22 protein-coding genes and 1 pseudogene are annotated in these 26,421 nt (G+C 35.5%); 8 read left to right on the forward strand and 15 right to left on the reverse strand.

Annotated elements, in window-relative coordinates; all coding sequences use genetic code 11:
* From ACOVO2_RS20080 to ACOVO2_RS20105, 6 genes are all read left to right on the forward strand, one after another.
* The coding region (locus ACOVO2_RS20080) for a hypothetical protein (RefSeq protein ID WP_421771693.1) at positions 1 to 361 on the forward strand (361 nt) is incomplete at its 5' end.
* 33 nt (positions 362 to 394) lie between these two features.
* Positions 395 to 760 (forward strand): cupin domain-containing protein, encoded by a 366-nt coding sequence (locus tag ACOVO2_RS20085; RefSeq protein WP_421771694.1) that lies wholly within the window; start codon positions 395 to 397, stop codon positions 758 to 760.
* Positions 761 to 763: 3 nt separating this feature from the next.
* The gene (locus ACOVO2_RS20090; protein WP_421771695.1) at positions 764 to 2,065 is read left to right on the forward strand and encodes a TolC family protein; all 1,302 of its coding nucleotides are present in this window, start codon (positions 764 to 766) and stop codon (positions 2,063 to 2,065) included.
* On the forward strand, positions 2,065 to 3,159 hold the full coding sequence (locus ACOVO2_RS20095) for an efflux RND transporter periplasmic adaptor subunit (protein ID WP_421771696.1): 1,095 nt from the start codon (positions 2,065 to 2,067) through the stop codon (positions 3,157 to 3,159). The genes ACOVO2_RS20090 and ACOVO2_RS20095 overlap by 1 nt, the downstream gene beginning before the upstream one ends.
* The gene (locus ACOVO2_RS20100; RefSeq protein WP_421771697.1) at positions 3,156 to 4,400 is read left to right on the forward strand and encodes an ABC transporter permease; all 1,245 of its coding nucleotides are present in this window, start codon (positions 3,156 to 3,158) and stop codon (positions 4,398 to 4,400) included. Before ACOVO2_RS20095 ends, ACOVO2_RS20100 begins: the two co-directional genes overlap by 4 nt.
* Positions 4,397 to 5,080 carry an ABC transporter ATP-binding protein gene (locus ACOVO2_RS20105; RefSeq protein ID WP_421771698.1) on the forward strand — a complete coding sequence of 228 codons (684 nt, stop codon included), beginning with the start codon at positions 4,397 to 4,399 and terminating at the stop codon, positions 5,078 to 5,080. Before ACOVO2_RS20100 ends, ACOVO2_RS20105 begins: the two co-directional genes overlap by 4 nt.
* A 495-nt stretch (positions 5,081 to 5,575) precedes the next feature.
* Here ACOVO2_RS20105 and ACOVO2_RS20110 read toward each other — a convergent pair whose 3' ends face one another.
* The 7 genes from ACOVO2_RS20110 to ACOVO2_RS20140 all read right to left on the reverse strand — a co-directional run bounded on the left by ACOVO2_RS20110 (position 5,576) and on the right by ACOVO2_RS20140 (position 16,709).
* Positions 5,576 to 6,802 carry a porin gene (locus tag ACOVO2_RS20110; RefSeq protein ID WP_421771699.1) on the reverse strand — a complete coding sequence of 409 codons (1,227 nt, stop codon included), beginning with the start codon at positions 6,800 to 6,802 and terminating at the stop codon, positions 5,576 to 5,578.
* A 6-nt stretch (positions 6,803 to 6,808) separates the two neighbouring features.
* Positions 6,809 to 7,252 carry a Rieske (2Fe-2S) protein gene (locus ACOVO2_RS20115; protein WP_421771700.1) on the reverse strand — a complete coding sequence of 148 codons (444 nt, stop codon included), beginning with the start codon at positions 7,250 to 7,252 and terminating at the stop codon, positions 6,809 to 6,811.
* Positions 7,253 to 7,260: 8 nt separating this feature from the next.
* On the reverse strand, positions 7,261 to 8,454 hold the full coding sequence (locus ACOVO2_RS20120) for a di-heme oxidoredictase family protein (RefSeq protein ID WP_421771701.1): 1,194 nt from the start codon (positions 8,452 to 8,454) through the stop codon (positions 7,261 to 7,263).
* 165 nt (positions 8,455 to 8,619) lie between these two features.
* The gene (locus tag ACOVO2_RS20125; protein WP_421771702.1) at positions 8,620 to 10,668 is read right to left on the reverse strand and encodes a heavy metal translocating P-type ATPase; all 2,049 of its coding nucleotides are present in this window, start codon (positions 10,666 to 10,668) and stop codon (positions 8,620 to 8,622) included.
* Positions 10,669 to 10,698: 30 nt separating this feature from the next.
* Positions 10,699 to 11,931 (reverse strand): efflux RND transporter periplasmic adaptor subunit, encoded by a 1,233-nt coding sequence (locus tag ACOVO2_RS20130; protein ID WP_421771703.1) that lies wholly within the window; start codon positions 11,929 to 11,931, stop codon positions 10,699 to 10,701.
* Positions 11,932 to 11,941: 10 nt separating this feature from the next.
* A complete protein-coding gene (locus ACOVO2_RS20135; protein WP_421771704.1) occupies positions 11,942 to 16,282 on the reverse strand; it encodes a CusA/CzcA family heavy metal efflux RND transporter in 4,341 nt (1,446 codons plus the stop codon).
* A gap of 97 nt (positions 16,283 to 16,379) precedes the next feature.
* Positions 16,380 to 16,709 (reverse strand): DUF6660 family protein, encoded by a 330-nt coding sequence (locus ACOVO2_RS20140; RefSeq protein ID WP_421771705.1) that lies wholly within the window; start codon positions 16,707 to 16,709, stop codon positions 16,380 to 16,382.
* 109 nt (positions 16,710 to 16,818) lie between these two features.
* On the opposite strand from ACOVO2_RS20140, the gene ACOVO2_RS20145 reads away from it, so the two are divergent.
* Entirely contained in the window at positions 16,819 to 17,691 is an 873-nt protein-coding gene (locus ACOVO2_RS20145; RefSeq protein WP_421771706.1) for a PE-PGRS family protein, read from the forward strand.
* 14 nt (positions 17,692 to 17,705) lie between these two features.
* Positions 17,706 to 19,184: a 3-coathanger stack domain-containing protein gene (locus ACOVO2_RS20150; protein ID WP_421771707.1), complete on the forward strand. Its 1,479-nt coding sequence runs from the start codon at positions 17,706 to 17,708 to the stop codon at positions 19,182 to 19,184.
* 23 nt (positions 19,185 to 19,207) lie between these two features.
* Here ACOVO2_RS20150 and ACOVO2_RS20155 read toward each other — a convergent pair whose 3' ends face one another.
* From ACOVO2_RS20155 to ACOVO2_RS20190, 8 genes and pseudogenes are all read right to left on the reverse strand, one after another.
* Complete coding sequence (locus tag ACOVO2_RS20155) at positions 19,208 to 19,432, reverse strand: hypothetical protein (RefSeq protein WP_421771708.1); 225 nt, start codon at positions 19,430 to 19,432, stop codon at positions 19,208 to 19,210.
* Between the two features lie 74 nt (positions 19,433 to 19,506).
* On the reverse strand, positions 19,507 to 21,744 hold the full coding sequence (locus ACOVO2_RS20160) for a multicopper oxidase domain-containing protein (protein ID WP_421771709.1): 2,238 nt from the start codon (positions 21,742 to 21,744) through the stop codon (positions 19,507 to 19,509).
* Entirely contained in the window at positions 21,744 to 21,953 is a 210-nt protein-coding gene (locus ACOVO2_RS20165) for a GDCCVxC domain-containing (seleno)protein (protein ID WP_421771710.1), read from the reverse strand. The genes ACOVO2_RS20160 and ACOVO2_RS20165 overlap by 1 nt, the downstream gene beginning before the upstream one ends.
* On the reverse strand, positions 21,953 to 22,564 hold the full coding sequence (gene merTP, locus ACOVO2_RS20170; RefSeq protein WP_421771711.1) for a mercuric transport protein MerTP: 612 nt from the start codon (positions 22,562 to 22,564) through the stop codon (positions 21,953 to 21,955). Before merTP ends, ACOVO2_RS20165 begins: the two co-directional genes overlap by 1 nt.
* A gap of 8 nt (positions 22,565 to 22,572) precedes the next feature.
* Positions 22,573 to 23,313: a hypothetical protein gene (locus ACOVO2_RS20175; protein ID WP_421771712.1), complete on the reverse strand. Its 741-nt coding sequence runs from the start codon at positions 23,311 to 23,313 to the stop codon at positions 22,573 to 22,575.
* Positions 23,314 to 23,430: 117 nt separating this feature from the next.
* Positions 23,431 to 24,624 (reverse strand): efflux RND transporter periplasmic adaptor subunit, encoded by a 1,194-nt coding sequence (locus ACOVO2_RS20180; RefSeq protein WP_255035241.1) that lies wholly within the window; start codon positions 24,622 to 24,624, stop codon positions 23,431 to 23,433.
* A 4-nt stretch (positions 24,625 to 24,628) separates the two neighbouring features.
* Complete coding sequence (locus ACOVO2_RS20185) at positions 24,629 to 25,873, reverse strand: efflux RND transporter periplasmic adaptor subunit (protein ID WP_255035240.1); 1,245 nt, start codon at positions 25,871 to 25,873, stop codon at positions 24,629 to 24,631.
* Positions 25,870 to 26,421, reverse strand: a pseudogene (locus ACOVO2_RS20190) (hypothetical protein); the annotation flags it as partial. The gene ACOVO2_RS20185 and the pseudogene ACOVO2_RS20190, both read right to left, overlap by 4 nt.

Raw genomic sequence — 26,421 nt, forward strand, 5'->3', positions numbered from 1 at the left:
GGCTTACGGATTTTTGTTAATTTATTTACGTGATTTTGCACCCGACAAAGAGGCTTGGGCGAATTCTTACAGTATTGGTAAACATTTCGAGACCCGACTGGCACACGTTCATGGCAATTTATTCGCCTTTTTAAATATACTTATGGGCTATTTATTGCTTCATTTTGACTCAAAACTCAAAAACACCAAAACAATTTCTTGGTTAGCCCTAACAGGTTTATTAATGCCGATTGGAATTTTGACCGAAGTTTATTTCGGTTTGCCACCTGCACTTGTACTAATCGGGGCTATCGCAATGACCGTTTCGGTAGTGTGGTTAGGTGTTTCATTTTTAAAAATGAAACCTTTAAATAGTAATTGAAAGACTTTTCAGAACAAAAAATAATAAATCAAAATGAAAATTTTAAAATATGTCATTACCGCTGGAATCTTGTTGAGTTCGGCTCTTACTTTCGCTCAAAATCATACGAAAATGAACTTAAAACAGCTCCACCCCGAAGACAAAGGCGTGCAAACAAACATGATGTTTCCTGCCAAAGATGGCAAAGTAATTTCATTGCAAATTTTGAAAGGCAGCCAACTCAAAGAACATACCACCGCCGTACCTGCTTTATTGGTTTGCGTGAAAGGAAAAGTAGTTTTTGAAGACGAAAAAGGACAAGTAATGCCTTTAAAATCAGGCGATTATGTAAAAATCGAACCAAACGTAAAGCATTGGGTAGATGCCAAAACTGACAGCAATTTATTACTCATAAAATAACCGATGAAACATATTTTTGCCTTGTTGCTTTGCACAATTTTTGCCGCAAAAGCCCAACAAACCATTCGATTTAGCAATCCAAACGAGGTTTTGAACTTTGCCACGCAGCACAGCATTGCCCTTAAATCGGGCAATGCTCAAATGGCACTCGCCAAATACCAAACGTATTACGCCAAAATTAATCGCTTTAATCCTCGTGCCAATGTGGGTTATGCAATGACCGACAATTTGCAATTACCTGTAAATTTTCTACCTGCCGAAGTTTTCGGTGGCCCCGCTGGCACTTTCCGAGAGGCACGATTTGGACAACAATACATTCAAAACCTGAGCATTACGCCCCAAGTTGATTTGATAAACCACGCCGCTTGGGCAAAATTAGAATCGTTCAAAACGAGTGAAAGTTTGTCAGAAATCAATCAAAAACTAATTAGAAAAACACTTTCTGAGTCTGTGGTGGCGGTTTATTTCAATGTTGTTTCTTTGCAAGAACAGATTAAAATATTGAATCAAACGCTGCAAAATGCCGATTCTGTAACGCAAATCGTGCAACAAAAGTATAGTCAAGGGATTATTCGCAGTCAAGATGTGAATAATGCAACGGTGAATAAATTGATGATTCAAGACCGCATTCAGCAGTTACAAAATGGCATTGAGCAACAATATAATTTACTAAAATCGCTTTGTGATATTCCTACTTCTACCGATATTTTGCTTGAAAATCAATACTCAACTTCAACAGAAAATATGTCAATTTTGACAAATTTTTTGAAAAGTCAGCAAAGTGAATTACAAGTAAAATATGCTCAAAACGAACTGAAAGTCAATCAATTAAGCTATTACCCAACGCTTTCATTTATCGGAAATTGGGCTTTGCAGGAAAACTCAAACAATCATTTTTTTGATGGAAAAGCCCGCTGGATTTCGCAGAGTTATATTGGTTTACGCCTAAATTTTGCCATTCCTGATGCCAATAAATATGCACAAACAAAATTGGCAAAAACAAACCTGCAAATGGTTGAACTGAACGCTCAGAAACAAGAAATTCAACAAAGTTTCGAGCAAAAACAGCTCCAACTCGAATGGGAGAAAGCATTAGCAAGTGAGCAGATTTCAGCGAAGATTTTAGGGCTTAAAAACGATACTTATCAGAAGAATTTCAATTTATTCAAGCAAGATATTTATCCAACCGAAAACCTCCTCTTGTCATTCAACGATGTGCTAAACGCCACACTCAGCCAGCAAGTTGCCAAAGTGCAAACGGCATTTCAGAAAGAAAAAATCAACATTAATAATACGAATCAATAATGAAAAAAATATCCGTTTTTCTATCCATAGTTTTGGCGATTTCGATGTTTTCTTGCGGAAAGAAAACCGAAACGGCGACCGTTCAACGAAAAGACATCACCGAAATGGTTTTTGCGACAGGCTCGCTCAAAGCCGACAATGAATATTTGGTTGCCGCCCAAACCGATGGCTACCTAAAAAGCATCAATTTTGAAGAAGGCGATGTGATAAATGCAGGTAAAGTTTTGGCGATAATCGACAACAAACAAAGCCTTGTAAATGTCAATCAAACTGGCAAATTATTGGCAATTGCCAAAGCAAATGCCTCAGAAAATGCACCACTGATTCAACAAATAAGAATCAATATTAATCTTGCCAAAGAAAAACTCAAACAAGACGAACTACAAGCCGAGCGATTACGTAAACTACTGGAAACCAATAGTATAGCCAAGGTTGAACTCGAAAATGCAGCCCTAAACGTGTTGAATACCAAAGCAAATATCAAGGCATTGGAAGAGCAAATTGCCAATTTACAAGTCAATGCCAATCAACAAGTGATTGTGCAACAACAGCAAAACCAAGTAAGCAATGCCGTGGCCGACTACAACCAAATTATAGCTTATGTGAGCGGAAAAGTTTACAAAAAAAGAAAGCAATTGGGTGATTATGTAAAAAAAGGTGATGTGATTGCGGTCGTTGGCAATCCGAATAAAATTTATGCCAATCTAAGCATTGACGAAAGTAATATGTCGAAAATTAAATTGGGGCAAAGCGTTTTAATTCAGCTCAATACCAACACGCAAAAGACCTACAAAGCTCAACTGGTCGAAATTCTACCTTCGTTTGATGAAGCCACACAATCGTTTTATGTAAAAGCTTTTTTTAGTGAAAACCTTGATTTTACGATTACGGGTACGCAATTGCAAGCCAATATTATCATCGGTGAAAAGAAAAACGTTTTGGTAATTCCACGTAGTTATTTAGGTTTTGGCAATAAGGTTTTAGTCGAAAAAAAGAAATTGGTCGATGTAAAAACTGGCATTATTTCCACTGATTGGGTAGAAATTGCAGGCGGTTTGACCGAAAACCAAAGTATTTTAAAAGAACTTTTATGAAAAAATATAAACATAATATTGATTCTGAAATTGCCTATACGCACTTGTTTTCCAAGAAAAAACAAACCTTGGTGGCGGCTTTGGGCGTAACGGTGGGCATTGCGATTTTTATATTTATGAATTCGTTGATGAATGGTTTTGAGGTTTCATCGGTCGAAAGTTTGTTTAAATCAACACCTCATTTACGGATTTATAAAAACGATGCACTTAGCAAATCACTCATAGTTTCGAGCGATTCCAGCAAAATAAATTTGATTTCAAACCCCAAAATTACTTCTGAAAGTAAAAAAATCGTTAATCCGAGTCAGTTGCTGAAACTCATCAAAAACGAACCCGAAGTGGTAGGCGTTACGCCAAGTGTAAGCGGAAATGTTTTCTATAAAAATGGAGATTCGGAAGTAGCTGGGCGAATTTCGGGCGTAGTTATCGAAGAACAAAATGCTATGTTTAATCTGCAATCTTATATTGTCGATGGGCATTATTCTAACCTTTCCAACTATCAAAATGGCATCATCGTGGGCGTGGGCATTGCCGATAAATTGAACCTAAAAGTAAATGATAACCTCACCATTACATCGGCAATGGGCGTGAATAAACTCATGAAAATTGTGGCATTATTACAAACAGGCAATGCCAATATTGATAAAACTTTGGCTTACGTAAACTTGCCCATTGCCCAACAATTACAAAAACAAAGCCCATCATACATCACAGATATTTACGTAAATATCAAAAACTACGAGCAAACAAAATTGTATTTGTCTAAATATCAGCAACTTACGGGCTATGATATTGAAGATTGGGAAACGGCCAATGCTTCGGCAGCGGCAGCCAATAAAATGCGAAAAATGATGGCAATGGCTATTTCGATGTCAATTATGCTCGTGGCGGCTTTCGGCATTTACAACATTTTGAATATGACCATCATGGAAAAACTCAACGATATTGCGATTTTGAAAGCATTGGGTTTTTCGGGTAAAGATATTGTCAAAATTTTCGTAACCGAAGCTATCATTATTGGACTAATCGGTATTGCCTTTGGTTTGGTTTTGGCGGTTATACTTATCAACCTGATGAGCAATATGTGGGTTGGTGGCGATATTGGCTTTTTCCCGATTCGGGTTTTCCCAAAATACTTCGGTATTGGGGTTGTGTTTGGCTTAGTAGTTACATTTTTAGCAGGGTATTTGCCCGCTCGCAAGGCGGCAGGACTTGACCCGATTTCAATTTTCAGAAAATGACCCATTCAAATATCATATTAAGTGCCAAAGGCATCGGCAAGTATTTTTATGAACCCGAAAAATTCAAGGTTTTAAACGACATCAGTTTTGATATAAAAAGAGGCGAATTCGTAACGATGATTGGAAAATCGGGCAGCGGAAAATCAACTTTGCTCTATCTACTTTCAACAATGGACACCGATTATGAAGGAAGTTTAGAATTTGACGGCGAAAACCTCACCAAACAAACCAAAGAACGCCTTGCCGAAATCAGAAACGAAAAAATTGGTTTCGTGTTTCAGTTTCATTATTTATTGCCCGAATTTTCTTGCCTTAAAAACGTTATGATTCCAGCCTTAAAATTGGGTGAATATTCTCGTGAAGAAATTGAGCATAAAGCCTACAAAACCCTCGAAATGTTGGGGTTGAAAGACCAAGCTCTTAAAAGTGCCTCAAAATTATCGGGCGGTCAGCAACAGAGGGTGGCCATTGCAAGGGCGTTAATCAATGACCCAAAAATAATCATGGGCGATGAGCCAACTGGTAATCTCGACACCAAAAATACCAGCATCGTTTTCGATATTTTTAAGCAATTAACAACAGAGTTTAATCAAACCGTAGTAGCCGTAACGCACGACAATGATTTTGCCAAAGCCTCCGATAGAATTATTGAAATGGCTGATGGACGGATTGTTGGTTGAGAATAATATACAACAACGCTATAGTTTTGAAATAAAGTCGAAATAGTGTTTTTACTTATCGTTTTGGCAGATTTAATTTCTTAAAACTTTAAGAACATATTTAGTAAATTATATCAATAAAGACAGTCCAAAAAGTCGTAGCTTTCTGAACCACTCTCTTCTGAAAACTCGTCTGTATATATAATGTAGAAAATGTAGTCCAAAAAGTAGGTTCAGGATAAAATATTCATTTACCTTTGTGAGACTAACTTTTTGAGACTATTATGAATAAAATATTCGGATATGCCCGTGTTTCAACCATCGACCAAAATCTTGATACCCAAATCGACCTTTTGTAGTGGTCCAAACAAATTCTTGAAAAAAGACCAAACGAAATCTCGAATTGAGAGTTTCAGAAAAGGGTCGTTTAATAGAACAAAAATAGAATCAATGGTTAAATTCTGTTATCAGTAAGTAAATTGTGAGAAAAAGGTGTTATGGATTTAAACTAATTGCTTAAAAATAGCTCGATACGCCCAACTGAAACACACCAGTTTTAGAGGGCGGATTACCAAATAAATCCCATTGCTTTTGAATGCGATAATTGAAACGAATGACTGTTGATGAGATTGGTCGCCAACTGATAGCAGGCATGATTGAGAACACTTCGTCGTAAATTTTATCTCCTGTTTCGGTAAATTTACCAACATTCCAATCCACTCGCTCAATACGACAAGAGATATTAAAAGTAGAATTAGGGAAGCCTAATAATGGCTTTTTATAAACTGGTTGTACAATATCCACAAATCCACCATTTTGTTTTTTTCCATATTGTACTGCATAATTGCTTGGCAAAGCAACATTTACCCATGCCCATTCGCCAACTATTGAGGTTTTTATTTTTTTGATAGTCGTATTAAAATCTATGGCAAATACATTTAACGTTCTTTTAGGTGCTAAAATAAAACCATCATCTTGAAATTTATTATAGATACCGCCCATATATGAAAGCCCTAATTCTCCAATTTTACGATTTTTAACCGCTATTTTTCCTGTAAAAAGGGCTTGCCCATTGCTGCTTTCTTCAAAGCGATTCTTGTTGGCTTTTGCGGCTGGTAAAGATGTTCGACTGTTTTCATTGTCAATTATGGTTTCATCAAAACCATTTGTTAAATAAGCTTCATAAGCAAATACCCATTGTTTGCTGTATTTTTTGCCATAAAAGCCCATTCCTACATTGCTAAATGTGGCAGGTAACATTTGGGTAGCCGAAATAGGTCTATCACTAAATTCCCATTTTGGACCATCATGGTTTTGGTTAAATGCACCAATCGGATTCACGATGATGCCGCCTCGAAAATTAAAAAGACTATTAAATTGAAAATCAATGGCGGCAAATTCGATGCTGATTTCTTTTGTGCCGTCCTCAAATTCAAGTTCGGACATGAATTTTATTTTTTGATGCAAACTTCCACCTAAAAACAAAGTCATTCTACGCATTTGAAAAGAAAGCCCTTCGCCAACTCCATCAGTTATTGCATAATTGGTATTCATTTCGGCATAGCCACCAACACCCAACGGAGTACGCCCAACTTGTAAAAATGGACGACTATACACGGCATCAATATTCATCTTGGTAGAATCATAAACGGGCTTCCGTTTGAATAATGTGGTATCTATTTGGGCAAAAATGTTTTGAGATAAGCCCAATAAAAATAACAAAATTACGTAATGTTTTTTCATCGTTGATTAGGCTAAATTGATGTAAATGTTTTCTTGGTCAGTTTTTACAGCGAAAGTTCTCAATGCTTTTTCGGCAGGCCCTTGTGTTACTTTTCCTTTATTATCAAATTCGCTTCCATGTCCTTCACAAACCAAATAATTACCATGAGGTTGCACTTCATTTCCTTGATGTGTACATTCTAAATAAATGGCAGAATATTGGTTTTCATCCAAACGAAAAACGGCTATTGGAAAACCTAATTTTTCATGTTTTACAACGATTACATTTCGAATACTTTGCTTGTCTTTCTTTATTTCGACAAACTCACTTTTTTTGATAACCAAGTCATTTTGTTTCAAATCAACTTGTTTGGCATAATAGGCTGAACTACAACCTTGTAAGGCAAGTGTTAAGACACTGCCACTGATACAGCTCAAACAGCTTGTACGAATAAAATCACGTCTTTTCATATTATAGGTTATAGGCTTTCTAAAAATGTTATCAATTCTTGTTTTTCTTTACTACTCAATGCTGCATATTTTTGCCTACTTTTGAGTGCTTCCCCACCATGTAATAAAATGGCTTCTTCAATACTTTTGGCACGTCCATCGTGCATTAAATGTACTTTTCCCCCCTGAGAATCTTTGGCTAAACCCAAGCCCCAAAGTGGTGTGGTACGCCATTCAAAAGTTTTGGCAGAACCTTCCGTATAATTATCATCTAAATCTTTGCCCATGTCGTGCATGAGCAAATCGGTATATGCAGCAAATGTTTTATTGTTTAATCCTTGAATGGTAGAGTTTGCCGTTTTCATGCTTGGAGTATGGCAAGCTCCACACTGATTTTTAACAAACAATTCTTTCCCTGCCTTTACTTGTGTTGATTCGACAGTTCTTTGAATTGGAGCTTTCAATGTTTGTAAATAATGTACCACATCAGCAATTTCGGCATTACTTATTTCGGGGTCTAATGTCTCTTTGCTATATGTGTCGTTTGGAGAGTAAGCACTTACAATGCCCATATCTTGGTTATAGGCATTTACTGTTTGATTGAATAAATTATATGCTCCTGCTTTTCTGCCAAAACGACCAATATATTTGCCATTTTTAGTAATAGCATTAGGCTTTGGTGTCAGAAAATTAGCTAATTCAATCCAATTTGGTACGCCAGAAATACCATCATTGTCTTTATCATCGGGGTCTGATAATGCTAAAATATCAGTATCAGAAACGGCTTCTAAAAAACCTAAGCCTGTATTGGATGGAGCAATAAAAGTGGCTTGTGAAGCCCCAAAAGGAATATTTTCAGGGTTAAATCCTGTAATGGCTCTATGCTGTAATTGTGGACCACCTTGCATCAAAAAATGATTCCCAGTTTCATCAGTTTGCCCAAAGCGAATTAGATTGGTTGAAGGATGTCCCTTACCATCGCCAGCATGACAACTGATGCAAGAATTTGATACAAATATAGGCCCTAATCCTGTACTGGTAGTAAAAACCTTAGTGAAAGCAGCATCACCTCTAAGAAATTGAGTAGTTTCAGCAGTCGTTAATTCTTCAATTGTACCATCTAATACGGTATTTTTTTCTGGAGAAACTGGCAATAGTTTTTCACAAGCCGTAGCAATGAAAAAGCCAATTGAAATGATGAATATAGTATATTTTGCTTTCATCTTGTTTTTATTTTACAATTCAGAAAGACAAATGTATATAAATTTAGATTAATCTAAATTTATTATTAGATATATTGTTTTAATATTTTAAACATGGACTAAAAACAAAAGCATTGCTCCATTTAGAACAATGCTTTGAGAAAAACTAACGATTCAAAATATGGTTTAAAACTTCATATTCTGAATCCTAACAGCATTTAAAATTGCCAATAGAGCTACACCAACATCAGCAAAAACAGCTTCCCACATCGTTGCTAAACCACCTGCTCCTAATAATAACACAATAGCTTTTACAGCAAACGCAAGCGTGATATTTTGCCAAACAATGCGTTTGGTTTGTTTTCCGATATTGATAGCCATTGGTATTTTTGATGGTTTATCATCTTGAATAACGACATCAGCAGTTTCAATGGTAGCATCGCTTCCAAGTCCACCCATTGCTATGCCAACGTTACTTAATGCTACCACAGGGGCATCGTTTACACCATCGCCAACGAAACATACGGTTTCATTGAGAGCCTTCAATTCCTTGACTTTGTTTACTTTGTCTTCGGGGAGTAAATCACCAAACGAGTTAATTATACCCAATTTATCAGCTACAAATTTTACAACATTGGTCTTATCACCACTGAGCATTACTGTATTTACTCCCAACGCTTTTAGCTTATTCACAGTTTCTTGGGCATCTTCTTTAATACTGTCGGCAATGGTTAAGTAGCCCACAAACTTTTTATCATAAGCAATGGCAATAAGGGTATAAACAATGGTTGTTGGGTCAATATCATAGGTGATAGAGAATTTATCCATCAATTTAAAATTTCCAACTAATAATTCTTTGCCATTTATTTCAGCTTTAAGTCCATGTCCTGAAATTTCTTCTACATTTTTCAGTTCGATGGTCGAGTCAATCTCTCCAACAAAATTATGAATGGCAGTTGCTACTGGATGCGTACTTTGACTTTCCAAAGCATTGACCATTTTTAAGATTTCATCTTTATTAAAATCTTGCTTTATAATAACTTCTTGTACTTTAAACACCCCTTCGGTCATTGTACCTGTTTTGTCCATCACTACGTTTTGGATACTGGCGATAATGTCCAAAAAATTGCTTCCTTTGAAAAGAATACCATGCTTACTGGCGGCACCAATGCCTCCGAAATAGCCCAAAGGAATTGAAATAACCAAAGCACAAGGGCATGAAATAACTAAAAACACCAAAGCTCTGTATAGCCATTGACTAAACACATAATTCTCAACAAAAAGCACAGGTACTATACAAATCAATACAGCCAATAAAACAACAATCGGTGTATAAATTTTGGCAAATTTTCTAATGAAAAGCTCTGTTGGAGCTTTTTGAGCCGTAGCATTTTGTACCAATTCCAAGATTTTGCTAAGTTTACTGTCTTTGTAAGCAGTAGTAACCTTTACCTGCGAAACTGTATTAAGGTTTATCATTCCTGCCAAAACTGTTTCACCTTTTGCTTTGGTATCGGGCTTGCTCTCACCTGTCAATGCTGCGGTATTGAAAGAGGCTATTTCAGAAAGTAGTTCACCATCTAAACCCAGTTTCTCACCTGCTTTTAATTGAATAATATCGCCAATATTTACTGATTCCGCCTTAATAGTTTTAGCTTGATTATTTTGTAAAATAGTTACTTCGTCGGGGCGTTGGTCAAGTAAGGTTTTGATATTTGCCTTAGCTCTTTTGACTGCCAAAGTTTGGAAAGCTTCACCCACAGCATAAAATAACATGACTGCTACACCTTCGGGATATTCGCCAATGGCAAATGCTCCGATGGTGGCAATGCTCATTAACAAAAATTCAGAAAAGACTTCTCCTTTACCAATGCTTTCTATTGCTTCTTTTAGCACGGGAAAACCAACAGGTAAGTAAGCAACACCATACCAAATAATCCGAACCCAACCTGTAAACCACGATTGAGGGAAATAATTATCTAATGCAATGGCAATGAGTAATAAAGCCAAGCTAATGATGGCTGGCAAAAACATTTTGAAAGTGCTTTCATTTCCTCCCGAATGGCCGTGTCCATCATCATCGGTATGCTCATCGTGTTTTGGTTCATCAATTGCACAACAACCTACCTCTTTGTGTTCTTTCTTTAATTGTTTATTGGCTACCATATTGATTTTTTCTTCTTGCGTACAACAAAGTTGTTTGCCGTCTTTGTCATAAATGTGTTTATGTTCCATTGTCTTGAATTTTATATTAAAAAAAATAAATTAGTGATTATGCTCATCTCCGCCTTCCGAGTTCGACATAGTTGATTGCAAATAATAAGCTCCTTTTGCCACTATTTTTGCCCCAGCAGGTATTTCTTGCAAAGGCGTTACTTGCACAAAGCCCAATTGAGTCGTTCCCGTTTTTACTTCAATTCGCTTGAAATGTATGCCTGTATCTTCATGTTTTTCATCTTTTTTATTTTCGGTTGGCTCTTCGCTTTCTTGAATAAAAATAAACTCCTTACCTTCAGCTTTGGCAATAGCATCTATTGGCAAAGTTTCTACATCATTTTTACCAATATCAATTAAGGCATTGACATACATTCCTGGAATCAGTCCAATCGTAGAATTATTGATGTCGGCATGAACTGCCACAGATTTTGATTCATTTTGAAAAGCCTTTCCAACACTAAAAATCCGTCCGATAATTTCTTGGTTTCCTTGATTGGTCAAAACAAACCGAACACTTTGCCCTACTTTTATACGAAAAAGGTCTTTTTCATAAACCAACAAGTCAACGTGCATTTTAGAATTATCCACAATGGAAAATAAAGTATTATTAGCCGAAATACTACTCCCAATTTTCACTTTTACTTCAGTTATATAACCCGAAATCGGAGCTACAATAGAAAGTATAGAAGCATTGTCATTACCGCCCAGTGAAAGGTTTTGGTCTAAAATAATGATTTGATTTTCAGTATTTTTGATTTTATTCTTGATTGATTCAAGCTCAGTATTGATTTTTTGAAAAGTTTTTTTTGCCGTTACATTTTCATCGCTCAATTCTTTTTGACGAGCAAATTCCAATTCCAAAAACTCTTTACTTACTTTGGCTTGTTGTAATTCTTCTGTCAATTTGGCTTTTTCTAAACGAATATTGTTAAACTCCATGCTCTGAAATGTTGCCAAAGTTTGCCCTTTTTTTACAAATTGTCCCTCGATAACAGCAATTGTTTTGATAATTCCACCCAAAAACACCGAAACATCAGCTTGATTTTGAGGGGGAAGTTTGGTGTATCCATTGGCTGTGATAACTTCACTTAGGTTTTTCTTTTCAAAAAATCCGAAAACTATTTGAGCTGATTTTACTTGCATGGGTGTCAATTCGACTACACCAGTTTCGTCGTGGTGTTCTTCTTCTGTTACTGTTTCTGCGGCTTTTTTATTGCAAGAAACGAAAAGAAACAAACTGAATATAACTAATAAAAATTTATATTGATGATTGATTTTCATTTGCTTAAAATTAATTGTTTAACAAATATTGAATATTGATTGCATTTTGGTTGAAAGCATTGATTGCGTGCAAATAGTTTTGCTGAATGTTTAACACAGTTTCTAAACTTTGTAGATATTCTACATAACCTACTTCTCCACTTTGATAGGCTTTTGTAGCATTTTTTGTGATTATTTCGGCATTTGGCAAGGCTGTTTGCGTATAATAATCAATCAAAGATTGATTCGTTTTTTGCTCTTGAATTTGCTGCAAAAGTTGGCTATTCAATTGATTTTTAAGGTGTTCTGTGTTTTTCCGTTGAATCTGTATTTCGGTTTCTGATGCTTGAATGCGAGCTTTAGTGGCTTTAGTGAAAATTGGAATACTCATACCCAAACTCACACCTTGAAAACGAGGAACACCGTTGAAGAAAACAGTTTTATCAGCAATCTCCTGAATGCCTGTGAGCGATTGTAAAAAATATCCAGCCGAAAACTCAGGTTTTGCGAGAGCTTTTTCAACATTTTTGTTTGCCGAAGCTATCGTAATTTGTTGTATTGCCAATGCTAAAACAGGGTTTTGATTGATAAAATTAGTATCTGATATAATCGCCTTTGTCGGAAAAAAGTCGGTTTCGACAATTGTAAAGTCGTCGTTAATATTCAAAATGTTTTTTAGTCTAATTTTTTCACTTAAAATCAAACTTTCATTCTGCTTTCTGACTTGAACTAACCCTTGTTGCTTGGTTTCGGCAGTTGTTTTTTCTAACAATGTACTTTCACCAGTTTTGAGTCTTAGATTTGCTGCTTTTACAAATTGTTGCAAATAATCATCTTGCTTAGCCAATAATTGATTAATTGCCATCAAATACAAAATGGTATTCCAAGAATGGCGAATCTGAAAAGCAATGTCGTGTTTAGTTATTATCAATTTCAGCTCACTACTTTTGATGTTTTCATTGATAAGTATTTTTTTTGCTTGAAACTGAAAAGGGCTAAATCCTTGCGAAATGCTATAATTTTGGTCAAAACTTCGGGTATTGTATTGCCCAAGCATGGCATTTACATTGGTTTTTGGAAGCTCCTTTGCCGTTGGTTTTAGCTGATTTTGCACCTTGACTGCCAATTCATTGGCTTGTACTAAACTATTATTTTTTGTTCCTAAATCTATGGCTTGCTGTAAACTAAGTAGTGTTTGAGCATGAGCAAAGCCACCCGAAAACAAGAACCCCAAAATTATGATAGACGCAATTTTGGGAACTTTGGGCTTTTTTATCCCTTTTTCAAATAGCAAATACAAAATTGGTAATACAATTAAGGTGAGCAATGTTGCCGTAATTAAACCACCAATCACAACAGTAGCCAAAGGTTTTTGTACTTCTGCACCAGCACCGCTACTCAAAGCCATAGGTAAAAAACCTAATGAGGCTACGGCAGCAGTCATTACCACAGGTCGTAAACGTACTTTTGTTCCTTCCTTGATTCTCTCTAAAACATTATCATAACCTTCGGTTTTAAGTTGATTGAAATATCCAATCAATACAATTCCGTTCAAAACTGCCACGCCAAACAAAGCAATAAAACCAATGCCTGCCGAAATACTGAATGGCATTCCACGTAACCAAAGGAAAAAAACACCTCCAATGGCAGAAAGTGGAATGGCAGTAAAAATCAATATAGACTGTTTTATGGAATTAAAAGTGAAATAGAGCAATACAAAAATCAAGAGCAAAGCTACGGGTACAGCTACTGCAAGGCGTTTGTTGGCTTCTACCAAGTTTTCAAATTGACCACCGTAGGTTACATAGTAGCCTTCGGGGAGTTTGAGTTTGGCATCCAATTTTGCTTGTATGTCGTTTACTACGCTTTTCACATCACGTCCACGCACATTCAGACCTATCACAATTCTACGCCTGCCATCTTCACGACTTATTTGTGCAGGCCCTTGTTCAAAATTTACGTCGGCTACTTGCTCCAAAGGAATTTGATTTCCATTGGGTAGGCTTACAAATATATTTTTCACATTAGAAATATCCTGACGAAAATCTTTATCGAGCCTCACTACCAAATCATAACGTTTTTCGCCTTCGTAAACAGTTCCTGTGGCTTGCCCTGCGAAACCTGTACGTACCACTTTGTTCAAATCGCCCACATTTAGCCCGTATAATGCCAGTTTATCGGGATTATATCGAACCGTGATTTGTGGCATACCTGTTACTTGTTCCGCTTTGATGTCTGCAACTCCTTCGATATTGCCAATTAATCCAATGGTGGTATTTGCCGTTGCCGCCAATTTTTCTAAATCTTCTCCAAAAATCTTAATGGCAATATCACTTCTTACGCCCGTCATTAATTCATTGAAACGCATCTGAATCGGCTGAGAAACCTCAAAGCTCACGCCAGGTATTTTCTCCATTTCCTCTTTCATCATATCTGCCAATTCGTAAAAATCTTTGGTAGTTGTCCATTCTTTTTTGTTTTTCAAAATAATAATCATATCACCCGTTTCGATGGGCATGGGGTCAGTTGGAATCTCAGCAGAACCAATTTTCGCTACTACTTCCACTACCTCGGGGAATTTGGTTTTTAGTAGTTTTTGTAGTTTTGTAGAAGTTTCGATGCTCATACTCAAAGAACTTCCATTAGCGTTTCTAAAATTGATGGCATAATCACCTTCCTCCAAAGTAGGGATAAATTCACCACCCATTTGACTGAAAATAAATAGTGCTATCAAAAATAGAGCAATAGAAGCACTCAAAATAATTGTTTTTAATTGCAATGCTTTCTCTAAAATTGGTTGGTAGAAGCGATAAATTAAATCAATGATTTTGTCAGAAATGTTCTTTTTATGACTAACATTTTTGCTTAAAAACAAGGCAGAAGCCATCGGAACATAAGTAAGTGACAAAATGAATGCCCCCAAAATAGCAAATGAAACTGTTTGAGCCATTGGCTTAAACATCTTTCCCTCTGTGCCAACCAATGCCAAAATTGGTAGGTAAACAATCAGAATAATAATCTCGCCAAAAGCAGCACTGCTTCTGATTTTTGTTGATGCGTGTAACACTTCTTCATCCATTTCTTCGGCAGAGAGTCGCCCTTCTTTATTCAGATGTAATCGGTGAATGACTGCTTCTACAATAATAACCGCACCATCTACAATCAAACCAAAATCTATTGCTCCCAAGCTCATTAAATTGCCACTTACACCAAATAAATTCATCATTATTACGGCAAAAAGCAATGCTAATGGAATAACAGAAGCCACCACCAAACCTGCACGCCAATTGCCGAGTAGTAAAACCAATACAAAAATGACAATTAATGCCCCTTCAAAAAGATTGGTTTCTACTGTACTGATGGCATTATTAACCAATTTTGTACGGTCAATGAAAGGTTCGAGCGAAACACCTTCGGGTAATGATTTTCTGATTTGTTCAACCTTCGCCTTTGTTCGATTAACTACCGCTGATGAGTTTTCTCCTTTGAGCATCAGTACCATTCCGCCAACTACTTCACCCTTACCATCTTTGGTTACAGCTCCATATCTCAAAGCTGACCCTTCTTGCACCTTTGCCACATCACGAATTAAAATAGGTATTCCATTATTGGTTTTAACTACTATTTTTTCAATGTCAGCAATAGTTTTTACCATGCCCAAAGCTCTGATAAAGTAAACATAAGGTTGTTTGTCGATGTATGCCCCCCCTGTATTTTCGTTGTTTTTTTCGAGAGCCTCAAAAATATCAGTAATGGTGGTATTCATACTTTTCAGTCGGTCAGGCTGCACTGCAATTTCGTATTGTTTTAGGCTACCTCCCAAGGTTGTAACTTCGGCAATTCCTGCCGTACCAAGCAATTGTGGTTTGACTATCCAATCTTGAATACTTCGTAGTTTTGAAGCATTATATTGACTTTCATAACCTTTTTTTGCATAAATTACATATTGATATATTTCTCCCAGTCCAGTAGTGATGGGGGCTAATTCGGGGATTCCTGTTCCTTTGGGAATAAGCCTTTCAGCATCTTTTAGCTTTTCGCTCATTTGTTGTCTTGCCCAATAAATATCTACGTTTTCCTCAAAAACGATGGTAATTACACTTAATCCGAAACGACTTAAAGAACGCATTTCTACGATTTTAGGAATCGTTTTCATCGTTTGTTCGATGGGGTAAGTAATAAACTGTTCCACTTCTTGAGTTGCCAAAGTGGGAGCGGTGGTAATGACTTGTACCTGATTATTGGTAATGTCGGGCAGGGCATCAATGGGCAGTCGGCTTAAATTATAAATACCAACTAATACCAAAGCCAAAGTAAATAGACCCACAATAAATTTATTATGGATAGAAAAATGGATGATTTTATCTAACATATTTTAAATCTAATTTTGAAAAATTCATAGATAGCCATAAGCAAAAATCCCACTGAGTAAATTTCAGCAAGTAGAAATGGCAATAAAATTTCAGAAATTAGATTTTGGGTGGTTGCCAAATATTTCCGTAGAAATCGGAAATAAAAGAAGTATTGTAGAAACTAACTTTGACTTTTTCAGATAAAAAACATTGTTCTATCTCTGAAATCAGAGGGGAGAATGAAAAATTTAAGACAATATTTGTACCACAACAAGCACAAATACAAAAAGGTGAACACGTTTCGGTATCTTCTTGGTGATTGGTATGGTTGGTTTCTGAAAATGCTATTTTTTCATTATCTACTACTTTACAATCTTCCACATCTCCGCAAGGCAGACACGAAAGTACAAGTAAGTAAATGGATAATATGATTGAAAATGCTTTCATACAGCAAAAGTATGTAAAAAACAAGTGCAACAGGGAGTCAAAAAGTAAATATTTTTAGAAATAAGAGAATTTAGTGAGAATACGTTAATAATTTAAATTATCATTTTGAATGAAAAATACCTTATTTGCTCTACTGATTTTGTCTATGTTTTCATGTGATAAAATCTCCAAAATAGTTAATCCAACGATTTCTATTCCCGATTACGAGACTGTTCCACAATCTTATGTATTACCAAACTTTGTGCTTGATGAAGCATCGGGTTTGTGCGATAGCAAAAATATGGACGGCAAAATATGGGTAAACGAAGATAATGGAAATCCAAGTATTCTACATTTGTTAAGTCATGAGGGTAAATATGAAGGAAAACTTCAACTCCCTTTTTCAAATCGAGATTGGGAGGATATGACAGTAGTAAAAAGTTTTGTTGATGGAAAAAATTATATTTACATTGCCGATATTGGTGATAACGTTGCTGCTTACAATAATGAATACTATTTTTATAAGTTTTTAGAACCCAAATCTATCAATGAAGTTGTTACCAATTTTGAAAGTATAAAATTCAGTTATCCTGATGGAAGTAGAGATGCCGAAGCGTTTTTAGTTGACTCTCAGACGAATGATATTTATATCATAACCAAACGAGAATCAAAAGTTAGGATTTACCAATTACCCTATCCTCAAACCAATAGCCAGACGGCAAAATTTATCAGAGAAATTGATTATCAGCTCATTACGAGTGGAGAAATTTCACCAAATGGACAAGAAATTGTGTTAAAAAACTATCTTACAACATTTTATTGGTACAGAAAACCAAATGAAAGTATCGAAACTACTTTTTCGAGAAGCGCAGACAAGGTATTATCGGTGAGGCAGGAAATACAAGAAGAAGGGTTTTGTTTTGAAAAAAATGGGAAAGGTTTTTTTTCAATCGGTGAGCGAAATGGCGATACATTTAGTTTATATTTTTTTAGAAAAAAGTAGCTATGAAGTTTTTTTTGTTATTTTTTATTGTAATTCCACACCTTATTGTTGCACAACCACCAATCATTGAATGGCAGAAATCTATTGGAGGAAGTTTTCGAGATAATGTTGAAAAAATAATTGATACTTCTGATGGTGGGTTTGTAATTGTAGGCTATTCGGTTTCAAATAATTTTGATATTCCTTCAAATAATGGTCAAAACGATATTTTTATATGCAAAATAAATAGACTCGGACAGATTCAGTGGAGCAAATCTTACGGAGGGAGCGGTGAAGATTTAGCAACAAGTATCGTAGAGATTGATAATGGATTTATTGTTTGTGGAACATCAATTGGAGGGACTAATGACTTTTTTAGGAATTATGGTCATACCGATATTGTCATTTTTAGGCTCAATCAAAATGGTGATTTGATTTGGAAAAAGAACTTTGGAGGTAGTGAAAATGATTACACAAGAGCATTGATAAAAACCAATGATAATAGTCTATTATTAGTAGGATATACACAATCAAATGACAATGATATTTCTGGAAATATCGGAAATTTAGATGGTTTAATCTTGAAACTTAATATGGAAGGGGTAGTAATTTGGCAAAAATTACTCGGAGGGGTCGCAAATGATTATTTTTATTCAGTTGCTCAGACAACAGATAGTGGGTTTGTTATTGCTGGAATGTCTAACTCATCATCTTGGGGGAATTATGGTACAAATGATGCGTGGATAATCAAAGTAAGCTCAAATGGATTTTTTGAATGGCAAAACCATTTTGGAGGCACGGAAAATGATAAATTTATATCTGTTGTCCAATTGAGTGATGGTAAATATGTGGCAACGGGTGAGACATATTCTTTTGACTATGATTCTATTGAAAATCATGGTGTTGCTCAAAACAGAGATTGTTTTGTTGTAAAAATTTCCAATAGTGGGCAAAAAGAATGGTCAAAATGTATTGGTGGGACTTCGGAGGATGATGGAAGAAGCATTGTACAATCGACAGATAATAATTTAGTAATACTTTGCCAAATACACTCTAATGATGGAGATATTTACCCCGTAATAAATGTTGAAGCAGATTATTGGTTAATAAAATTAAACAGTAATGGTACAATTTTATGGAAACGAGCTTATGGAGGTAGTGGGCATGAAGTTGCGAAGTGCTTGTTACAAACATCAGATAATGGGTATATATTCGTTGGAGATTCTTACACACTTGATAGTGGGGACGTTACAGGCAATCATGGTGATGATGATATTTGGGTAGCAAAGCTCATAGCACAAGAAAATTGCTACCCGATTCTCAATTTAGATAAAACCATTTATCAAGAAAATGCAACTTTTCAATCAAATACGATATTAAACTCTCGTTCAAAAATCATCAATTCTTCTTCAAATATTCAGTATAAAGCTCAACAATCAATTATTCTTACAAATGGTTTTGAAGTGAAACAAGGCAATACTTTTCGTGCAGAAATTGGTAATTGTAATAATTGAGTTTAACCTTTTCCTCATATTACTCAATAATTCAAACCAATCCCCATACCAAAGCCCATATCACTGTCATAATGGATTCGACCTTTGACGTTTCTTGAAAAAATATAATCAAATCCGCCCATATACTCTTTATCTGTATTTACCATAAACATTCCTCTTATTCGTTTACTCAATGAGATGTCTTCTCTTGATAATTGAACACGAAAATTACCATCTGTAAATATTTCTGACTGCAAACGTACCAGCATTGGTAAGGTGGTTTAATAGAATAATGAATTGGCAGATTTGTTAAACCCATCAACTCATTTGTATATTAAATACATTAATAATTCAAAGTAAACCCTACGCCAAAGCCCATATCACTATCATAATGGATTCGACCTCTTATATTTCTTGAAAAAATATAATCAAATCCACCCATATACTCTTTATCAGTATTGAGCATAAACATTCCTCTGACTCGTTTGCCCAATGGAATATCTTCCCTTGATAATTGAATACGAAAATTACCATCAGTAAATACCTCTGACTGCAAACGTACCAGCATTGGTAAGGTATAATTGAAACCTAAACTCAATAAACTACGATTATCTTTGGTATTGGTTTGCCCAAAAATATTTTTTTCAACTTCATCTATGCCAAATTTCCTATATCTCCAATCAAATCCAATAAATGGCATAAACCATTGCATTTTACCAATGTATCGCCCAATATGGGTTTCGGTTTCGTAGCCGTGCCTGTCGTGATAACCCAATCGCCACTCAGTTCCGATGCTCCAACGGGTGTTTTGTAGCATCAACATTCCATCATTTCCGTTGGTGGCAAAGTCGTTTTCAGCCATTAAGTGAAATTTTCTATCATCGGCAAAAAGTTTTCTTTGGGCTAATTTAGGATTAGGAATAAGAGGATTAGCGGCTTGATTTTCATAAGTAAAAACCCGACCCATGCCACTCATCATGTGATAAAGGATATGGCAATGAAAAAACCAGTCGCCTTCAACATTGGCGTTAAATTCAAGTGTGTCGGTTTCCATTGGCATTATATCTACGATATTTTTTAATGGAGCATAGTCGCCGTGACCGTTTAGTAATCTAAAATCATGTCCGTGCAAGTGCATGGGGTGTCGCATCATTGAGCCATTATAAAGCACAATTCGTACATTTTCGCCTTTTTTTATTAAAATTTTGTCAGCTTCCGAAACTACTTTATTGTCTAAACTCCAAACATAGCGGTTCATGTTTCCACTCAATTCAAAACGCAATTCTTTGACTGGTGCATCTTTGGGAAGGTTGGTAATTGTGGGCGATTTTAGCATTGCGTAGTTCAAAGTAACAATATCTGAAAGTTCGTTGCTATTGTATTGGGATTCATCCATTTTCATTTCACCCATTTCCATGTTTTTCATGTCATGTTTTTTGGCTTCGCCTGTAATCTCAGGGTACATCACCACATTCATATCCATCTGATTGAGGCTCATTGACATTCCCATATCGTCCAAATCTCCATTCATTTTCATCATGCCATTCATCATTTTCATTCCCTCAAAATATTTGAGTTTAGGCATTGGTTTGGCTTGTACTTGATTTCCTGCTCCAAAAAATAAAGAAGCTGACTTTGTGCGGTCTTCTGATGTTACTAAAAATTCAAAAGATTTATCATCGGGTATCGTAACGATTATATCATACGTTTCCGAAACTGCTACAATCAATCTGTCAACTTCAACAGGCTCTATATCGTTACCATCGTTGGCTACTACGGTTATTTTTCCACCAGCATAATTTAGCCAAAAATAGGTTGAAGCTCCGCCGTTTGAAATTCTCAAACGTACTTTATCGCCTGCTTTAAATTGTGAAAGCTGACTTTCATTCTTACCATTGATTAGAAATTTCTCATAATAGACATCGCTTACATCCATTGCGTTCATTCGTTTCCACTCGTTGGTTACTTTGGTTTTAAAATAACCTTGTTTGATTGCCTCGCCGTAACTTTGGGTTGTTCCTTTTTTAATAGCAAACCAATCTGTGGCATTGTGCAACATTCGATGCACATTATTAGGATTGTAGTCAGTCCATTCGCTTAAAACAATCGGAATGGTAGGTAAATCGTCAATACCATTTCTAAAGTTTTTGTCGTCGGGCTTTTTCAACATTACAAAATTGCCATACATTCCGATTTGTTCTTGTAAGCCCGAATGACTATGATACCAATGTGTACCATGTTGAATAATAGGGAATTTGTACAAATGCGTTGTGTGTGGTTTGATTGGCATTTGTGTTAGATTAGGCACTCCGTCTTCTTTATTAGGCAAAAACAAACCGTGCCAGTGCAATGAAGTTTCTTCATTCAATTCGTTATGCACATAGATTTCTGCCGTATCGCCTTCGGTAAAAGTGAGCGTTGGCATCGGAATTTGCCCATTTACGGCAATGGCTCTTTTTGTCTTTCCACTAAAATTGACAATGGTATCTCTTACATATAAATCATATCGAACTGTTTTTTGAGCATACGATGTAGTCGTGAATATGAGTAATATACCCGTGATTTTTATATAAAATTTCATTATTTGCAACAATTAGAATTTGATTGAATTGGGGGACAAGGCACACTGCCATAACTACAATATACACAGCAGTCGCCTTGTAGGGGCTTCAAAACCAACTTGCATTTATCACATTCGTAAAAATATTGACAAGCATCTGTTGGCATTGTTTCTGTTTTCTTATGTCCGCAGTTTGGGCAAGTTATTTCTGATATTAAAATGGCTTCCATTATACTATAATTTTGTTTTTTAGTGATTTGTAACCTGTTGAGTTGATGGCTTTTTCTATTTCTTCGATACTGGTTAATTTACTATCAAACCTCACAATAGCATTGCCTTTTGCATAGGAAACCACCACTTCTACTATGCCTTTAAGTTTACTGATTTCTGTCTTTACGTGGTGTTCGCAACCTGAACAAGTCATTCCTTTGATGGTAAACTCAACTTTTTGAATCTCAGCAGTTGGTGTAACAATGGCTGTACTTACTGTCTTTGGGAAAAAGATATGAGCATAACTCGGAAATGATAAAAGAATTACTGACATCACAGTAACAATCCCTAAAAATGATTTTGTTTGCATAAAATTTGGTTTTTGATTTGTTTCACAATTACAGTCAAGCGGTTCACCACCCGTTTTTTGTTGTGGTTTTAGTTTTTGATACCAAGCAAAGCCAAGAACCAAAACTGTCATACCAATAAGAAATGGTCGAAAGGGGTCGAGCCACGAAAACGTAGAAGCAAGTCCGCTCGAACCTGCAATAATTGCCAAAACTGGCGTTATACAGCATAATGACGATGCTAATGCTGTTACGATTCCTAAACTTGAGAATGATGTTTTCATAAAAAAAATTAAATTGCTTTTGATTTTCTTTGACTTACAAAAAATAAAATAAAACCCGATGAAATAGTAAGCAAACCAAATATTGAGAAAGCTCGTAATAACCAATTAGAAAGATTATCACGGGTTTGATAATCCATCGTATGCATCATCCAAAGGAAATCGAAGATTCTCCATTTGTTGTTTCTGAATTTTTGAACTGTTCCTAATTTTGAACTCACATAGACAGTTGTTTTTGAAGGATGCTCAAAAGTAACGGCATAAGCAGGCAAAGGGCTTTCTCGATATTCGTGATGCCCGTTTGTGGTGGTCAGATATTCGACTTGCTTTACTTTGGCATCATCTGCAAAATTTGTTTGGGCAACTTCCGTAGCCTCTTGTTTTGTTAATGCCCCTCGTAATTCGCCCGTTAGAGCATTGGCTAACTGAATCTTTCTCCCTCTATCATGCTCTTTTGAATAATGAATTTGATAAGTGGGATTTCCTAAAATCTGAACCAATCGAGTATCAAAAATATAGTTTACTGTATCTTTTTCTTTTAGTTTTTGCAGAATATCAGCCAAATTAGCCAATTTTACATCTCCCCCAATCGGATGTACGTGAGCCTTTTGGTGGTCGCCATGTACTTCGTCCATATCGGACCAACTGAAATACAAGCCTCCAATTGTCCAAAATAGAAATTGAATACCTAAAATAACGCCCATCCATCGGTGGGTTTTTCTGATTTTTCTGCGAAACTCTGCTTTTTTCATTTTTTAAACCGTTTTTGAAATTTTTTCCATGATTCTATGACTATCACCAAATCGGCAAAGTGCATCTTCCCAAAAGTTTAGTTATTTCTGTGTATCGCTACGATAATTTTCTGCTATTTACATTTTCATACCGGCCATAGGGTCGGTTCCATTTTTAAATACAAATTCACTATTTAACAGATAGGCACCGGAGGTTACAACAATATCCTTTATGTCTAAACCACTTTTTATTTCTATTCTATTTTCGTTTTCTATGCCAATTTCAACCATTTTACTTGTAAAGGTATTTTTACCTGTTTGTACCCAAACTGTAGCACTTTTACTATCTCGAATGACAGCATCGGCGGGCAGTGTGATGGAGTGAACGCTTGGGTTTTTGATTATTACATAAACGGGCATACCAGGTTTTAGTTTTTGGGTGTTATTTGCTATCGCAAACCGAACGGTATTTATTCTTGAATTGCTGTTTAATTCGGGGTTGATGAACTCAACTTTTGCATTCATCTCAAGGTTATCTAAATCGGGAATAAGAATTTTGGACGAACTATTTTTTTGTAAGAATGATAATTGTGATGAATATGCTTGTGTTTCTACCCATAATGTCGAGAGATTTGCTATATCTACAATATTTCCGCCTTCCATTACATAGCTTCCTTCTTGAACAGCTATAGAAGTAAAATAGCCAGAAGATGGACTATAAAAGGTAGTGGTATTTGATGTTTTTTGGGTTTGTTCTAACTCTTTAATTTGATTTTTAGACATTCCCCACAACAACAATTTATTAGTAGCTGCTGCAATTATTTCATCAATACTAATTATGGCTTTATTAAATTTCTTTTTTTGATTGATTGCCAAAATATATTCTTGCTTGGCATTATTAAGTTCTTCGCTATAAATTTCGTATAGTGGAGAACCTGCCGTAACATAATCTCCCACAGTTTTATAGTAAAGTTTATCTATTCGCCCCATTATTCTTGAACTAACGGATTGCCTTTCATTTTGATTGTAATTGAGAACTCCTGTTAAAACTATTTTTTCATTAAGTGTTCCAACTGAAAGTGTATCGGTTTTGATATTGCCTAAACGTAATTGTTCATCATTTAAATATATTTCACCAGCCTTCAAGTTGCTTTGTTTTTTTACCATTACCAAATCCATATGGCAAATAGGGCAGGTTCCCATTTTGTCGGAAACTACCTGTGGGTGCATTGAGCAAGTGTAATAAGTGTTGTGGTCGGTATGTGCCATCTTTTTGTCTTTGCAAGACAAAAAGAGCATTAAAATTGTTAAAAATATTATTGTAGGTTTCATTGTCTTAATTTTTTGTTTTAATAAAACTTTCACTGTCCATTAAAAATTGAGCATTTATGGCTATGCTATCGGTTGGGTTTAATCCTTCTGTAATTTCGATTAAATTATTGTATTTAATACCTGTTTTAACTTTAACAGGAGCTAAACCATTTTGATATTTCTTAAATACTACTTTTTCTAAACCCAAATTGAGTACAGATGTGGCGGCTACCCAATTGGAACGTTGTGGTTTTGCCATAATCGTAGCTTTGACTTGAGAACCAATAGGCAACTGTAATTTGTTGTTGTTAAAATACACACGAACGATTGTATTTTTACTTTCATTTCTATAAAAAGGTTCTATAAAATCAATTGCCCCATAAATTTTATTATCTGAAACAGATTCGGGTGTTAATTCAACAGCAATTCCTTTTTTAATAAGATGTAAATCGTCATTGAAAATGCTCAATAAAGCATATACTTTATCTTGATTAAAAATTGTAAACACCGATTGCCCTTTTTGAACATACATTCCTTCTTTTATTTTTAATTCAACATTGTTCATGCCGGCATTGGCAACATTCATTGTGGTATTATTGTTTTGCATTTCTCTCTCCTCCCCAGCATCGTGTAAATGCCCTGTATAATTTGCATAAACACTTATATATGGATTCGGTTTTAGGGTTGTAATTACATTTTGAATCTCGTTATCAGCCACTCCTAAAAGGCGTAAACGTTGTTTTGAAGCTTCAATTAGTGTTGTGTTCGTATTATCGTTTTTAAATAAGAAAATTAAATTTTGTTGTTCTGTTAATAATTCGGGGCTGTATATTTCCATAATTTTTTGCCCTCTATACACCTTTTGATATTTATATTTTACAAATAATTTTTCGATTCTTCCGGCAACTTTTGAAGAAATACTTCCTACATAGTTTTTATCGTAGCTTACAACGCCAAGAGCCTTAACTAAAACATTGATAGTAGAGTCTTGCATCGTGCTTAAAGGTATTGTACTGATGGCAAATTCATCGGTAGGTTTTAGAAGGAAATCATAATCATCTAAGTTTTCGGTTGGGGTATGATTTGAATGTTCCGTTATTTTTACTAATTCCATTCCACATTTAGGGCACTTGCCCGGCTTATCGCTAAAAACCGAATCGGAAGGCATTGGACAGGTATATGCTGCTTCCTGCGTTTTATGACTGCTTTTTTTTGTATTGCAGCCAAGCAAAACTGTCAATATGACGAATATTAAATTTAAACTTTTCATTTCTTTTCAATTAATTTATCTAACGACACTTGCATTTCGAGTGCTTTATTTAAAATGTCAAAGTATTCAAGTTGTGTCATATTAAGTTTTTCCCAAGCATCAAATAGCATAAAAAGTTCTTCGGTATTTTGTTCGTATGCCAGTTGCATTGTTTTGTAATTATTTTTTAATGCAGGTATAATATTTTCATCATACAGTTTCAACTGTTTTTGTTTTAGTTGAAATTCGTTTCGCATACTGTTTGCCATACCCATATATTCAACAGCCATCATTTGTTTTTGAGATTGCAAAGCATTGTTTTTCCAAATTATACTTTGAATGTTAGCCTTGTTCATTTTTGATGCCCAACTTACCATTGGTAACTTAACCATAGCCATTATTGAGTATTGTAAGGGTTGCCCTCCGAAGCCAATTGCATTATCATATTTTACTCCAAACTGTGGCTTTAAACTTGCTTTTTCTGTTTCTATTTTTAATGTATTTAGATTGGTTTGCTTATCAATGGCTTTCAAATCGCTTCTATTGTTATAAAACAATGTACTATCAAA

The organism is Emticicia sp., assembly GCF_049241225.1.
In the GTDB taxonomy this organism is placed as follows: domain Bacteria; phylum Bacteroidota; class Bacteroidia; order Cytophagales; family Spirosomataceae; genus Emticicia.

Coding starts and splice junctions, on each gene's coding strand:
- ACOVO2_RS20100 (WP_421771697.1), top strand. CDS start 3,156: ATGAAAAAATATAAACATAATATTGATTCTGAAATTGCCTATACGCAC.
- merTP (WP_421771711.1), bottom strand. CDS start 22,564: ATGAAAACATCATTCTCAAGTTTAGGAATCGTAACAGCATTAGCATCG.
- ACOVO2_RS20135 (WP_421771704.1), bottom strand. CDS start 16,282: ATGTTAGATAAAATCATCCATTTTTCTATCCATAATAAATTTATTGTG.
- ACOVO2_RS20105 (WP_421771698.1), top strand. CDS start 4,397: ATGACCCATTCAAATATCATATTAAGTGCCAAAGGCATCGGCAAGTAT.
- ACOVO2_RS20095 (WP_421771696.1), top strand. CDS start 2,065: ATGAAAAAAATATCCGTTTTTCTATCCATAGTTTTGGCGATTTCGATG.
- ACOVO2_RS20185 (WP_255035240.1), bottom strand. CDS start 25,873: ATGAAAAGTTTAAATTTAATATTCGTCATATTGACAGTTTTGCTTGGC.
- ACOVO2_RS20165 (WP_421771710.1), bottom strand. CDS start 21,953: ATGGAAGCCATTTTAATATCAGAAATAACTTGCCCAAACTGCGGACAT.
- ACOVO2_RS20085 (WP_421771694.1), top strand. CDS start 395: ATGAAAATTTTAAAATATGTCATTACCGCTGGAATCTTGTTGAGTTCG.
- ACOVO2_RS20120 (WP_421771701.1), bottom strand. CDS start 8,454: ATGAAAGCAAAATATACTATATTCATCATTTCAATTGGCTTTTTCATT.
- ACOVO2_RS20125 (WP_421771702.1), bottom strand. CDS start 10,668: ATGGAACATAAACACATTTATGACAAAGACGGCAAACAACTTTGTTGT.
- ACOVO2_RS20180 (WP_255035241.1), bottom strand. CDS start 24,624: ATGAAACCTACAATAATATTTTTAACAATTTTAATGCTCTTTTTGTCT.
- ACOVO2_RS20140 (WP_421771705.1), bottom strand. CDS start 16,709: ATGAAAGCATTTTCAATCATATTATCCATTTACTTACTTGTACTTTCG.
- ACOVO2_RS20145 (WP_421771706.1), top strand. CDS start 16,819: ATGAAAAATACCTTATTTGCTCTACTGATTTTGTCTATGTTTTCATGT.
- ACOVO2_RS20160 (WP_421771709.1), bottom strand. CDS start 21,744: ATGAAATTTTATATAAAAATCACGGGTATATTACTCATATTCACGACT.
- ACOVO2_RS20110 (WP_421771699.1), bottom strand. CDS start 6,802: ATGAAAAAACATTACGTAATTTTGTTATTTTTATTGGGCTTATCTCAA.
- ACOVO2_RS20115 (WP_421771700.1), bottom strand. CDS start 7,252: ATGAAAAGACGTGATTTTATTCGTACAAGCTGTTTGAGCTGTATCAGT.
- ACOVO2_RS20175 (WP_421771712.1), bottom strand. CDS start 23,313: ATGAAAAAAGCAGAGTTTCGCAGAAAAATCAGAAAAACCCACCGATGG.
- ACOVO2_RS20155 (WP_421771708.1), bottom strand. CDS start 19,432: ATGCTGGTACGTTTGCAGTCAGAAATATTTACAGATGGTAATTTTCGT.
- ACOVO2_RS20090 (WP_421771695.1), top strand. CDS start 764: ATGAAACATATTTTTGCCTTGTTGCTTTGCACAATTTTTGCCGCAAAA.
- ACOVO2_RS20130 (WP_421771703.1), bottom strand. CDS start 11,931: ATGAAAATCAATCATCAATATAAATTTTTATTAGTTATATTCAGTTTG.